Origin of the sequence: Neobacillus canaveralius (genome assembly GCF_047237705.1) — a bacterium.
GTDB lineage: Bacteria > Bacillota > Bacilli > Bacillales > Cytobacillaceae > Neobacillus > Neobacillus niacini_K.
Genome location: NZ_JBDFLL010000001.1, coordinates 929,310 through 943,812 on the forward strand (window position 1 = coordinate 929,310; position 14,503 = coordinate 943,812).

At 35.6% G+C, this 14,503-nt stretch carries 9 protein-coding genes; 6 read left to right on the top strand and 3 right to left on the bottom strand.

The features are described from left to right. Window positions 1-255 precede the first annotated feature (255 nt). Together ABC255_RS04500 and ABC255_RS04505 are read right to left on the bottom strand one after the other, a co-directional pair. On the bottom strand, window positions 256-1,989 hold the full coding sequence (locus ABC255_RS04500; protein WP_412991638.1) for a hypothetical protein: 1,734 nt from the start codon (window positions 1,987-1,989) through the stop codon (window positions 256-258). Window positions 1,990-2,068: 79 nt separating this feature from the next. Continuing rightward, window positions 2,069-2,371 carry a DUF4359 domain-containing protein gene (locus ABC255_RS04505; protein WP_179595155.1) on the bottom strand — a complete coding sequence of 101 codons (303 nt, stop codon included), beginning with the start codon at window positions 2,369-2,371 and terminating at the stop codon, window positions 2,069-2,071. A 168-nt stretch (window positions 2,372-2,539) separates the two neighbouring features. Between ABC255_RS04505 and ABC255_RS04510 the strand changes: the two genes are divergently transcribed. The 6 genes from ABC255_RS04510 (at window position 2,540) to ABC255_RS04535 (ending at window position 13,022) form a co-directional block, all read left to right on the top strand. After that, window positions 2,540-3,550: a CPBP family intramembrane glutamic endopeptidase gene (locus ABC255_RS04510; RefSeq protein ID WP_412991639.1), complete on the top strand. Its 1,011-nt coding sequence runs from the start codon at window positions 2,540-2,542 to the stop codon at window positions 3,548-3,550. 271 nt (window positions 3,551-3,821) lie between these two features. Beyond that, window positions 3,822-4,991 (top strand): non-hydrolyzing UDP-N-acetylglucosamine 2-epimerase, encoded by a 1,170-nt coding sequence (gene wecB / locus ABC255_RS04515; protein WP_412991640.1) that lies wholly within the window; start codon window positions 3,822-3,824, stop codon window positions 4,989-4,991. A 503-nt stretch (window positions 4,992-5,494) separates the two neighbouring features. Beyond that, window positions 5,495-8,245: an SH3 domain-containing protein gene (locus tag ABC255_RS04520; RefSeq protein ID WP_412991641.1), complete on the top strand. Its 2,751-nt coding sequence runs from the start codon at window positions 5,495-5,497 to the stop codon at window positions 8,243-8,245. 263 nt (window positions 8,246-8,508) lie between these two features. Next, window positions 8,509-10,956, top strand: a complete 2,448-nt coding sequence (locus ABC255_RS04525; RefSeq protein ID WP_412991642.1) for an N-acetylmuramoyl-L-alanine amidase — start codon at window positions 8,509-8,511, stop codon at window positions 10,954-10,956. Window positions 10,957-11,194: 238 nt separating this feature from the next. Next, entirely contained in the window at window positions 11,195-12,070 is an 876-nt protein-coding gene (gene galU / locus ABC255_RS04530; protein WP_412991644.1) for a UTP--glucose-1-phosphate uridylyltransferase GalU, read from the top strand. Between the two features lie 34 nt (window positions 12,071-12,104). Beyond that, window positions 12,105-13,022: a glycosyltransferase family 2 protein gene (locus tag ABC255_RS04535; protein ID WP_412991645.1), complete on the top strand. Its 918-nt coding sequence runs from the start codon at window positions 12,105-12,107 to the stop codon at window positions 13,020-13,022. A gap of 65 nt (window positions 13,023-13,087) precedes the next feature. On the opposite strand, the gene ABC255_RS04540 is transcribed toward ABC255_RS04535, so the two are convergent. Continuing rightward, window positions 13,088-14,368, bottom strand: a complete 1,281-nt coding sequence (locus ABC255_RS04540; RefSeq protein ID WP_412991646.1) for a flippase — start codon at window positions 14,366-14,368, stop codon at window positions 13,088-13,090. Between the last annotated feature and the right edge of the window lie 135 nt (window positions 14,369-14,503).

A 14,503-nucleotide genomic window follows, 5' to 3' on the forward strand; every position in this document is an offset into this window, starting at 1 on the left:
CTGGATTTTGTCGAATACAAGTACAAAATGTGAAATATATGTGTACTTTAAAAAAACAATGAGGCATGTCACCGCTTGTTGTCACCATTTCTTCTAAGTTCTGCTGCATTTGGATGACCTTCAGTTCATGCAAAAGAGTTAGTGAACTTTTTCGAGATCGACCGCAGTAGAACTTATATGCCTAAAAAAAACGCCAGTCACTCCGTAAAGGAGGACTAGCGTGCCTAAAATAGTATTTCTGCATATGATATTTCTTTATTGTTTTACAAATTGCTGATTCAAATAAACATATGTTTCTGACTGACCTTGCTCCCCAAGCAGCTTTAATGTATTATCCACTAATTTCGCATCAGACATCCCTTTTAGTGACAAATCTGCACGCAGACTCACACTTCCATTATCGGAAATCGGACTGTAGACCCAGATAAACGATTCATATGTTTGACTGAGCGCCATAATCACAACTCTGGAAATCCCATTATCATCGAAATCGTATTCTGTATGATAAAGAGAAAAACTGTCTTTTAATACACCCTTTTCATCAAACGGTGAAACCTCTGAATCAATCACTAATTCATAGGGAGTTTTGATATTTTGGCTGTCCGTCAATACTAGGCTCTTACCTCCCGTTGGATTTGCCTGCCCAAAGGTTAATTTCTGCTGTTGTCCATTTACATTGAAAACAAAGGGCTCTTCACTAATCCACTCTGTAAATGGATCAAGATTAAGATTTTTATCTGGCTCAGATGCTACAGCTTTATTCGGTTTCGAAACAGATTCTTTATCTCTTTTGTCTGTCAGGAGGTCATAACCAAAATATAACCCGCTTCCAACGGCAAGAGTAATAAGCAGTATGCTGATTAATTGAATACCATACTTCTTAGAATACTTTAAAACTCGATTTGCACTTTCACTCTCAACTTCTTTTACTAACTTTCTGAAGCTGCTTGTTGCAATCATACCCAGCTCTTTTCTAGCAGTTTTATTTTTCCAAACCGATCTTGGATGAGATTTCAAATAAGCCTTTAGTGCTCGATGGTAATGATGATCAAGTTGGAGGTTATTCGCAGTCCATTTAATAAACGATAACATCAGCCTCTCATCAGCATTTTTACTTAAATACGCAAAAAGTTGTGGGAAATGATAACTGCCTTTCTCATCAACAAATGCCGCGAGTATATGCTGGAAAAAGTCCTCAGAAATATTACTGCGCAATACATTTTTTAAAACCTCTCGAAGTTCTTCTTGATTAGATGGTGATAACTTTTGGAGAATCACTCCAACAGAAACGACAGGTGTGTAAAAAAGTTCGTGAAGGACCTTTAAAATTTTGTATTTGCTGATAATTTTATTATCCTTTAGTTCCTCTTTGATAAGGTTACCTGTTGAAATGTGTGCATATGTATCAATATCCTTGAGAGTTACATTCCGTAATTTAAGCTTATCTAATAAGGCAATTTCAGTGTAAACCATCATCTTTTCTTTTATTTTTGAAAAATCAACATCAGGGTTTGTCACCTGAAATACTTTTACCATACTTGCTGCTATAAATAAATCATAGGAATCGCCAACGGCAGATGCGGTCTTTTGGATGGCAAGCTTCTGAAAATAACGATTCTTAATTATAAAGGGTGAAGTTTCAAGTAGATTATCAATTTGTGCCAAAATTTCTACGACAGTGATAAGGTTGAATTTTTCATCCAGATATATTTTTATAAGATTTGTATAGTCTTGATGCTGATTAATAAACTCGACTATTTGTTTATATGTATGAAAATTATTCTCCATTATTTTCCATAATTTACGAAAATCTGGTTGATCTCGATAATGTTCCAGGGTGTTCAGAATAAAGGCAAGCTCTTCATCCTTAAGGTCATTTTGGTTAGATTCCAACACAGTTTTAAAAATGTCAATTACATCTTCTTTAGGTTTTTTCTCATAGAACTCACTCAATCCTTGGTGTTCCAATGTTTTTTCCTGCTGGCTCACTGTTTTTGTCTCCCTTATGAGTTTCTACTATTATAATAGAGAAAATTAATAAAAAATAAAAAGACCCGCTCTGGTCTTCTTATTTTTCATTTTTAGAAATAGGAATAAATTTATTAAAGATACCGATGCTGGTGACCTGCCCCAAGCCTATCTCGGAAAAATCGGTTTTATAGACTGAAAAAATGAAGTAATCTTTTTCTGTTGTTCCCATATCGAAGACCTTTTCCCCAGCTAATGAAAGAATTCCTTTTTCAAGTATATTCGAAGATTGATCCATCGCTTCATGTGTAATCCATTCCACGTATTGCGAACGACCAGGGTTTGTTTCTGATAAAACAAATACAATGACTATCAATAGGATAATAGAAATGACCTTTTTCACTTTTCAACCCCTTATCTAATTATTGTTAATTTTCACCTAATTTAAGTATAAAGCTGGAAGGATATTCTTGTAAATACAATTGGAGATATTATCACTGGTGCTAATTCTCTATTAATATGATAAATTATTACTAATTACCTTTAAAGGAGATAAGCCCTTGTCAAGAAAATGGATTTGGATCATTGGGTGCTTACTTTTCCTGCTGTTATTAAATGGATTTGGAATTTTAGCTGTACAGCTTTTTGGAAGGTAAAGAATGCAGCTAGTCTCAAAGGCAGGGATATAAAAATGACAAATAACTTAACGGCGCCAATTTCGAAGCAGCTTTTATTTGCACTTCTCACGATTACGATAGGGGTTGAACTCATCCTCTATTTAAGTGGCTACAGCCAATTAGCTGGTACCATCTATGACGCGATTATGGTATCATCCTTTTTTATCGGATTGAAGCTTCACCGAAGACTCCGTAATGGAATTCAAAAAACAAAGATACAACATACACGACAATTTATAGGCGCCTTTTTGCTCTTTATTCTCGGCAGCACCATTATAAATATCTATTCCTCTTACGCTTTTAAAGATTTTAGCAACGATTATGAGCAATATGTTGAGACCTATACAGAAGTGGTTTCGGATGAAAGCGATATAGTAGAGCCAAGTGAGCCAATAGAATCTGTTGATAAGATGTGGGAAGTTATCGATGAAATTGATGCTGTGGGATACGATATTTTTACAGATATCCTTGCTGGTCTCGAAGAAGTATGGCGATTGGCCTATATCATTCTCATCCTGTTTGTTTTTAAAAAAATCTTTCCAAGGCGCTGGGAAAAAGGCAGGCGAGATATTTTTGTCTTACTTGCGCTCTTCGTCACTTCCGTGTTATTCGGAATTGACCATACACTAAGCTCGGTCCAATCATGGCAATATGAAATTGGAGCAATTGTCACATTTGCCAACATGGGTTTATTATTTGGATTGATCTTATTATGGACGAGAAATCTCTGGGTGACCGTTCTGGTGCATTCCGTATATGACATCTTAGCAACGCTTTCCTGGTATTACTTTGAATTTATTGTTGAAATCGCTGCGTTGATTCTTTTGCCTGTATACCTGATATTGATGACATTAGAGAAGAAAATGTCTAGTGAAATTGTGGTTTCTGAAGATATTGCTAACTAATTAAAGGGAGGTTACCTATTTTGGTAATCTCCCTTTATTATGGGATAAGCGTAATTCCAAAAACACGTTTCATTCTACTAAATAAGTATATTAACTATTTGTGTAATTAGCTAAATTTTGCGGGTTGATTTGTAAGGATAATTGAAAATCGATGCACTTATCTAGATTGTTTTCTAATTTAATTTTTTAGTGCTTTTAAACCAGTATTTTGTTATTATTTAGATAATTCAAATAACTAATACTTACCCAAGACAATGGTTTGGAGGTATTTATGCAGAATCAATTAAAAGTAATGACCGTATTTGGGACCAGACCCGAAGCGATTAAAATGGCTCCCCTTGTGAAGGAACTAGCGAAGCATAATGATAAAATACAATCGATTGTAACAGTTACGGCACAACATAGAGAAATGCTTGACCAGGTGTTAAAGGTATTTGATATCCAGCCTGATTACGACTTAAATATCATGAAGGATCGCCAAACCTTAATTGATGTAACTACACGCAGCTTAGAAGGATTAAATAAGGTGTTTCAAGAGGTAAAGCCTGATCTTGTTTTAGTTCATGGTGATACCACTACGACATTTGTAGCAAGTTTGGCAGCATTTTATAACGCTATACCTATTGGGCATGTCGAGGCAGGACTTCGGACAAGGAATAAATATTCTCCTTATCCTGAAGAGATGAACAGGCAACTTACAGGAGTATTAGCGGATCTGCATTTTTCTCCAACAACTCAATCGAAAGAAAACCTCTTAGTTGAAAATAAGCACGCTGAATCCATTTTTGTTACTGGAAACACCGCTATTGATGCCCTAAAAACAACTGTAAAAACACATTATTCCCACTCTATATTGGACAGGCTTGGTGAAGATCGATTAGTATTAATGACCGCGCACCGCAGAGAAAATACTGGTAAGCCGATGGAGAATATGTTTAATGCGATTAGACGGTTAGTGGAGAAGCACGAAGATATACAAGTGGTTTATCCTGTACATATGAATCCTGTTGTTCGTGAAATTGCGAATAGAGTACTTGGTGAAAACAATCGTATACACTTAATTGAGCCTTTAGATGTAATTGATTTTCATAATTTTGCTTCAAGGGCGTATTTAATTCTAACTGATTCTGGTGGCGTCCAAGAGGAAGCACCTTCCTTAGGAGTTCCGGTACTCGTTCTAAGGGATACAACTGAGAGACCTGAGGGAGTTAAGGCTGGTACATTGAAGCTTGCAGGAACAGATGAGGAAAGAATATACCAGCTTGCAGATGAACTGTTGTCGGATATGAAGGCGCACAATCTGATGGCGAAAGCATCCAACCCTTATGGGGATGGTCTGGCGTCTGAAAGAATTGTGAAGGCAATCCTTTATCATTTTAATTTATCAAATAAAAAGCCAATTGACTTTGGTGATAAGCTTAAAAGGAATCTTTCCATCTAGTGTTATTTCATCCTTTGGAAAAATAAGATAATTGGTAGTATTTTTGGTCTTTATGTCCTCTCTCTAATATGGCATTATGGTCTTAGGGAGATGATTCTATTGAAAAAACTTTGCTTGGTATTGTTATTGTTTACAATTATCCTAACCGGATGTAAATATGAAGAAAATATACCAACAGATACTCATATTAATGAAAAGTACTAAAAGTATAGATCCAATAGCTCTTCAGACAATCAGGAGGGTTATTTTTTTTGTAATTTTTTAGCTGTCTTGTATATAGGGAACATAAGGTTTGAATTGATAGAATTCATAGAAAATATCAAATAGTTTCTACTGTGTAGATGGTGAAAAATACTAATTACAAATATTGATAATTTATTACAAAAAATGACTAAACATGATACTATACTAAATATAGAGAAAGAAAATGATAGACACTGATATTTGCATTTTTTTTGCTAGATTAATAGATATAAAAATTTTAACTATTGGGAGTATGATACATGCGCGGGAGATTAGTTCTAACTGGTATGTTATTTATGGGTTCAACAATTCTTTCAGACGGATCAATTGCTTATGCAGTAGATAGTTCCGGTTCAATGATTGTTGAAGAAGTAGGAACAGTTGATGAAAATGGCAATCCAACTGGGGAAGTTATATCTACTAAAGATAACCAAATTGTTAGCGAGGAAAATTCCAACACAGTAACTAAAAATAATACTTTAGAGTCAGTTCAAACTGCTCCAATAAGTTCCTTAGAAAACCCTACTGTTAGTTACTCAACCCATGTACAAGATTTCGGTTGGTTAACAGGTGTTTCCAATGGAGAAATGTCAGGAACACAAGGTCAAGCAAAACGAATGGAAGCCATTAAAATTTCATTAGATAATGCCCCTTATCCAGGAGATATAACTTACAAGACTCATGTTCAAGATTATGGCTGGTTAAATAATGTATCCAATGGAGCATTATCTGGAACATCTGGTGAAAGCAAACGGTTGGAAGCGATACAGATAAATTTGACTGGTGAAATGGAACAACATTACGATATTTATTACCGTGTCCACGCAGAAACTTATGGTTGGCTAGATTGGGCTAAAAATGGGAATTCTTCTGGTACACAAGGACTTTCAAAGCGATTAGAAGCAATTGAGATTGTCCTTGTTGCAAAGGGTGGAGCAGCACCAGGTCCTACAAATAACCCATTAATTGTTGATCCATCTGTTGTTTATTCTACCCATATCCAAGATTACGGTTGGTTAGCGGGTGTGTCTGATGGAGAAATGTCAGGAACACAAGGAAAAGCAAAACGAATGGAAGCCATAAAGATTTCATTAAATAATGCTCCATATTCTGGAGGTATTTCTTACAAGACCCATGTTGAAGGGTCTGGCTGGTTAAATAATGTTTCAAATGGAGCATTATCCGGAACAGCTGGTGAAGGGAAACGTTTAGAAGCGATTCAGATAAATTTGACTGGTGAGATGGAACAACATTACGATATTTATTACCGTGTTCACGCAGAAACCTATGGCTGGTTAGATTGGGCTAAAAATGGGGAATCTGCTGGTACACAAGGTCGTTCAAAGCGATTGGAAGCAGTTGAGATTGTTCTAGTGGCAAAAGGTGGAGCAGCACCAGGTTCTACAAAAACCCCATTTATTATTGATCCATCTGTTGTTTATTCTACCCATATCCAAGATTATGGCTGGTTAGCGGATGTATCTGATGGAAAAATGTCTGGGACAGAAGGAAAAGCAAAACGAATGGAAGCCATAAAGATTTCATTAAATAATTCTCTATACTCTGGTGATATTTCTTACAAGACCCATGTTGAAGGGTATGGCTGGTTAAATAATGTATCAAATGGAGCATTATCTGGAACAGCTGGTGAAGGGAAACGTTTAGAAGCAATCCAGATAAATTTGACTGGTGAAATGGAACAAAGGTACGATATTTATTACCGAGTACACGCAGAAACCTATGGCTGGCTAGGTTGGGCAAAAAACGGGGATTCTGCTGGTACAAAGGGACTTTCAAAGCGATTGGAAGCAATAGAGATTAAATTAGTTGAAAAAGGTGGAGCAGCACCAGGAGCGACAAACAAGCCATTTATTGAGGCTGATTTAACTTCTTCCTATAATATCACGTTAAATGACGCAATAACTTTGCAAATGAAAGCTAATCCCGCTCCCCAGACTGATAAATATAGTAATGCTCCTGCTTATGTAAGCAGTCAATCCATTACTGTATTAAATAATGGTGGATCGATAAGTGGAACTGAAGTAAACCTTAGAACCTCTCCTAATACGACTAGTAGTATCTTTGCAACCGTTGGTAAAGGGATTTTATTCAAAGTATTGGATGATAATGTTCTGGGAGAAAAGGTTTCAGGTAGTACAAAATGGTATAAAATTGAATACACAGGAACCATCCTATACGTGCATAGCTCGCTTGCAACGGCTAATGTAAAAGTAGGTCAAGTAACTACTACCTCACTTGATATTATGGCCGAAAAGAGTGCAGCTAGTCATATTTACGCTAAAGTAAAAAAAGATACGCTACTAAAGATTTTAGAAGAAGATAATAGTGGTTGGTATAAAGTAAGCTTTGGTGAATGGCGCAATGCAACCAGCTCAGATGTACGATATTATTTGGACCCAACTAATATCATAAATGATGAGAAGCAAAAATTTCAATTCATGGACCTGAGAAAAACTAGTGGAGTTTCAAAGGATGCTTTAAATCAATATCTTGTAGGTAAAGGAATATTAGCAGGTCAGGGTCAAGCCTTTGTTGACGCTGGAATTAAATATGGGATTAATGAAGTATATTTAATGGCCCATACATTATTAGAAACAGGACATGGTCTTTCGACTCTTGCAAAAGGAGTAACTTATAAGGATAAGACCGTTTATAACATGTATGGTGTAGGAGCATTAGATCATTGTCCAATTGAATGTGGAGCTCAAACTGCCTATGAAAAAGGTTGGTTCACTCCATACGATGCAATAGTGGGCGGGGCTGCCTTTATTGAAGATGGTTATACGACTGGCAATAACATCTATAAAGTTGTTCAAAATACAATTTATGAAATGCGTTGGAACCCAGACGTAATGGCTACTAAGCGTTTTGCGGATCATCAATATGCAACTGATATTGGCTGGGCAGCTAAACAAGTCAACGCGATGTATGATGTCTATAAAATACAACCATATACTGTTTTCTTAGAAATACCAGTATATAAAAAATAATAAATAGCTACTCTTTAAAAGAGCTGTCCTCTAAAGTTGAACATAACTTTTGAGGGCAGCTTTCTTCATTTCTGATAACATTTTTCAACATTTTTTTAGTATTCTAACCAAATAAATACCAAAAGAATATATAATAGACAAGAAGGAGGGGAAGCATTACTGTGTTTAAAAAAAATATAATAGTTTTTGTTCTTTTTTGTCTGGTCTTGTCATCTCTTTATTCTCCTACTCTTGCATTCTCACAGGAGATAAATTCAAATGACATGAATGAAGGATATGTCGAAACAATCGAAAGGACAGACATATTTAATAAAGAACAAAAAGTAGTCGGAGAATTCAATTTGGCTACTCAAATACAGATTAGTACAATCCATGATGGAAAAGTTTACTTTCAGTGGGATGGCGAATTGGCCTATATTGAAGAAAAATCAACTAAAATGGTCAACTCTGAAGATATTACCTTTACTCTGGTTGCTGCTGAAACAGGAGTTACCTCAGAAAAAATAGTAACTCACTTTCTAACTGAAGTATATTCGGATGAAAGCTTGGAAACTACTATTCTAAAACTTGCTCCGGAAGTGGAATATTCGGTAACAAATATGGCTGGGGAATATTATTCTATCACAGTAGGAAATCGAGAAGGTATTATTAAATCCGGAGACGTCGAACTTTTAAGTCCTAGTATTGAACAAGACAATACCTTGTTAGAAAAAAGTAGTATCTTACAAGAATCTTTAACTACACAAGTAGCTATCGAAAAACCTTCTATTAATTATGCCACACATATACAAGATATTGGCTGGCAAAACCAGGTTTCTGATGGAGAGATTTCTGGTACAGAAGGTAAAGCAAAGCGCTTAGAAAGTATTAAAATTTCAGTTACTAATGTACAGGATTTAGGTGTAAAATACTCCACACATGTACAGGATCAAGGCTGGTTAGACTATGTTTCTGACGGAGTAGAAAGTGGAACTACAGGCATGTCAAAACAGCAAGAGGCCATCAAAATAGAGCTTACCGGTACAAAAGCTGTAAATTACGATATCTATTATCGTGTACATGCTCAAGATTATGGTTGGATGGAATGGGTCAAAAATGGCGAATTAGCGGGAACAACGGGGAAAGCTAAACGTCTGGAAGCTATTGAGATCGTTTTAGTTAATAAAGGTGGAGAAGCTCCCGGTTCTACAGAAACGCCACTACCTACTAAACCATCTGTAGTTTATTCGTCGCATGTTGAAACATATGGTTGGTTGGATTATGTAGCAGACGGAGAACTAAGCGGAACTGAAGGACAAGCGAAACGTTTAGAAGCAATAAAGATTAATTTAAAAGATGCACCATATAGTGGAGAAATTACGTATTCAACGCATATTCAAAATGATGGTTGGTTAAATAATGTAGCTAATAATGAAATATCGGGTACAGTAGGACCAGGCAAGCGAATGGAAGCCATTAAAATCGGATTAACAGGTGAGATTGCAAATTACTATGATATCTATTACCGTGTTCATTCACAAAATTTTGGCTGGTTAGGTTGGGCAAAAAATGGTGAACCTGCAGGGACAGAGGGATTATCTCTACGAATTGAAGCCATGGAGATTCTACTGGTTGAAAAAGGTGGTACAGCTCCTGGTACAACCGAAAAGCCATTCCTTACAAAACCATCTGTAGTTTATTCAACCCATGTCGAAACCTATGGTTGGCTGAATAATGTTGCTGATGGTGCAATGGGTGGAACCGAGGGGCAAGGAAAACGTTTAGAAGCGATTAAGATTAATTTGAAAAATTCACCTTATAGTGGAGCTATTACTTATTCAACGCATGTTCAATACGATGGCTGGTTAAATAATGTTTCCAATGGAGAGATATCCGGAACAGTAGGACCAGGCAAACGATTGGAAGCTATAAAAGTAAATTTAACAGGCGATATAGCAGCTTACTTTGATGTCTATTATCGTGTTCATGTTGAGTCATATGGTTGGCTAGGCTGGGCAAAGAATGGGATGAAGGCAGGATCAGAAGGGCTTTCAAAACGTTTAGAAGCTATAGAAATTAAGCTGGTACCAAAAGGTCAAGGGGAATCAGTAAGTGAAAGATCAGCATTCAAGAGACCATATATAGTATTTTTAGATCCAGGACATGGTGGAAGTGATCCTGGTGCAGTGGCTGGTGGGATTAAAGAATCACATTTAAATCTGGCAGTGGCACAAAAAGTTCAGTCGTTGCTATTAAGCCGTGGATATACCGTGTATATGTCCCGTACTGGCGATACGAATGTAGAATTGATAGATCGATCTAAGATGGCGAATAGTTTAAATCCTGATATTTTTGTTAGTATTCACACGAACTCAACTGGATCAAGTTCTACAACTGCAACTGGTATTGAGGATTTTTATTATCAAATTGATCCAAGTAACCCTTCAAAAATCAATGCTGATATGGCGACTAATCCTGATAGAATTGCAAAGAGTATGAAACTTGCAAGCTTGATTCAGGAAAAAGTGATTGCTTATACAAATGCGGTTAACCGTGGAGCAGATGGGGCAGATTTTTCGGTCCTGCGTGAGACAGCTGTCCCGGCGACTTTAATTGAGATTGGCTTTATTAATAACGCTAGTGACCGTCAAAAATTAATTACGGATTCATATCAAAATATATTAGCGCAAGCAATCGCAGACGGCATTGATCAATATTTTAGAATATATTAATCCATTTTTAAAAATCTGAATGAAGAAAAGGAATTAATATAAATATGTAGGAATTCTGAGGACTTGAAATCATAAGTAGGTTTCAGGTCCTTTTACATACGCGGAAAAACGTAGTGTAATATCTTGTAAATTCAATTTTATTATGGAATAATTTTAATGATATAAACCTCAAACTAGTATTGAGTAAGTAATTAATCAATATTTTTTACATTAAAGTAAGGCAGAAAGGAAGAACAAAATGAAAAAAGTTAGGAAAGCAATCATTCCAGCTGCGGGGCTTGGCACTCGTTTTCTTCCGGCAACAAAAGCGATGCCTAAAGAGATGCTGCCAATTGTTGATAAGCCAACAATTCAATACATAGTAGAAGAAGCAATGGAATCCGGAATAGAAGATATTATTATTGTAACAGGAAAAGGAAAAAGGGCGATTGAAGACCATTTCGATTTTGCTTATGAACTAGAACAAACCCTCCTTACTAAAGAAAAATTTGATTTACTTGAGAAAGTTCAAGAACCGTCAAGAATGGTGGATATCCACTATATTAGACAAAAGGAACCAAAAGGGCTTGGTCATGCCGTTTGGTGTGCCCGAAACTTTATTGGAAATGAACCGTTTGCCGTATTACTCGGTGATGATATTGTCCAGGCTGAGACACCATGCCTTAAACAATTGATGAATGAATTTGATCGAACCCATTCTTCCGTCATTGGTGTACAGAGGGTTCCAGAAGACGAAACACATCGATACGGGATTATCGATCCAACTGACCAGCAAGGACGTTCTTATCAAGTAAGTAACTTTGTTGAAAAACCGAAAAACGGGACAGCACCTTCGAATCTAGCTATTATCGGGAGATATATTTTTACACCTGAGATTTTTATGTTTTTAGATAAGCAGGAAATTGGAGCCGGCGGTGAAATCCAGCTTACCGATGCCATCCAGAATTTAAATCATATTCAACGTGTATTTGCTTATGAATTTGAAGGAAATCGGTATGATGTCGGAGAAAAGCTTGGATTTATTGAAACCACTATTGAATTTGCATTAAAGAAAGAAGAATTAAGAGAAGATTTATTAAAGTTTATGGCAAAACAGTTGGATAGTTATCAATAAGATAAAAAGGTTTTTAATGAATGGAGTTTATCAAGTGAAAAAAGCACAAATATTATTGTCTACCTATAACGGTCAAAAATTTATTGCACAGCAGTTGGACAGCCTGCTCCAGCAGGATCACGAAAATATTGAAATTTTGGTGCGCGATGATGGTTCAAAAGATGATACGGTAAGTGTTTTAGAGTCCTATGGTGCAAAATATCCCAATATTAAGGTCATAAAGGGAGAAAATAAAGGGGTTATTTCTAGCTTTTTTGATTTAGCTTTGAATGCTTCCGAGACAGCTGATTTTTTTGCTTTTTGCGATCAGGATGATTTCTGGAAACCTACAAAAGTATCTAGGGCTGTCAGCTTATTGGGGAAGGAAAAATCGAATATTCCTTTACTGTATTTTTCACGTTTAGATATTGTAGACGAGGACCTTCAATTTATTAAGCACTCACCAATACCTCCAAAAGGAGCATCCTTAGAAAACGCACTCGTTCAAAATATAGCGACTGGTTGTACCATTGTTTTTAATAGAGCCATGCTTGAATTATTCAAAAGCCATGTTCCAGCAGTCAATAAAATTACAATGCATGATGCTTGGTTTTATTTACTAGGTGCTGCATTTGGGAAAATAATTTACGATGAGGAATCACATCTTCTTTACCGACAGCACTCGTCAAATACCTTGGGTATGGCGGATAATAAACTAAAAAGTGCCATTGTCCGTTACAAAAATTTTCAGAAAAAGGGAAAAGAGAATCCTATTACCAAACAGGTAGAGGAATTTTATCATTTATTTAAAGATAAATTAAAGGCTGAACAAGCGAAGCTAATTCGAGATTATTTATTTAAACAAAATAATTTCATTACTAGAACTCTTTATACATTTAATACGCCTTTATATAGGCAAAACGATAGAGATACCTTCATTTTTAAAATTCTTTATGCATTAAAAAAATATTGAAATAAAAAAGCGATTGATAATTTGCATTTTCCAATGGAAATTATCAGTCGCCTTTTTTTTGAGTATTACCTCATAACTTTGCTTACCGCTTTTCTCCTTTTCCTCCATACATGTAAATCTTTTTTCCAAAGAAAAATCACCATTAATATGGTAACAAATACTTCAGTTAAAAGAGATGTCCAAGCAGTTCCATATTGTTTATATAGAGGAATCAGTATAATCATAGAAATAACACTAAATATACTTGCTGAAACATAAATACGGGATAATTGCTTTTTATAATCAAAATTGATCATCGTTAATATGCCAAAAACGTTTGCCCAGCCAAGTATTAACGGTAATATCGCTAAAATTTGCAAGAGCGGGATCGTCTCCCTGTATTCAGGTCCTAGCCCTATCTCTACTAGGGGTTTTGCAAACACACCTACAGCAATTGATAGTATTCCCATACTTAAAGTAATTAATATAAATACTTTATGGATAATAGAAAGTGCATTTTCCTTTGACTCTTGAAGTGCCCTGCTTAAATATGGATAAACTGTTTGGATAATTGGGGCAATAATACTGGTAATTGCCCTAATGATTTTCTCAGCACTTGAAAAATAACCAACAATTGTATTGCTTGCAAAAAAACCAAGAATAAAAACATTGCTTGTTGTGTATAGACTTGTCGCAAAATTTGATACGAAAATATCCCAGCCTTCTTTAAATTGATGTACGATTTGATTTTTAGAAGGAAGGCTTATCCGAATTTTATACTTGAAAATAACAATAAATAAACCAACTAATCCAATTGAAATATACCCTAGTGAATTAAGTACAGGAACATATAAGTATTGAGATGGACCTTTTACTAACACAAAAATACCAATAGTAAATATAGACTTTGAAATAATGTTTAGAATAGAAATCACTTTCATATGCTCCATGCCTTGGAAAAACCATACTGGAAACAACACATTTCCTATTGCCATTCCAAAGGTTAAAAAGTATAGTATTTTGTCATCTTGGAACTTAGGTATGAAGGTTACTGTAACAATTAGAATAAGCAAGCTTATAGCTAAGAGGAGAAGTCTAACCGTCATTACCGAAGAAAAAATAACGGATAGTTTTTTCTTATCTTCTCTCGCTAAAGAAATGTCTCTTGTAGCTACTAGGTTGAAGCCGTAGTCTGTAAAGAGTATGAAGTAGGTAATAAATGCTTGTGAGAAACTGATAAGGCCAAATTTACTTGGTCCAACTACATTCAATAAATAAGGTAAAGTTACGATAGGCAGTATAAAGTTTAGCCCCTGCATCGTCGCAAGGGAGAGAAAGTTCGTAAGTAATCGCTTTTTTGTAGACATTTTTTGATTCCCTTCTTGAAGTATCACCCAGTGTAATATGTTACAACATACATATTAATAAAATAAATCAATCAATCCTTTAATTCATCACCTAATTATAAGTTATGGAGTAGTACATATCAAAGTTAAGTTGTA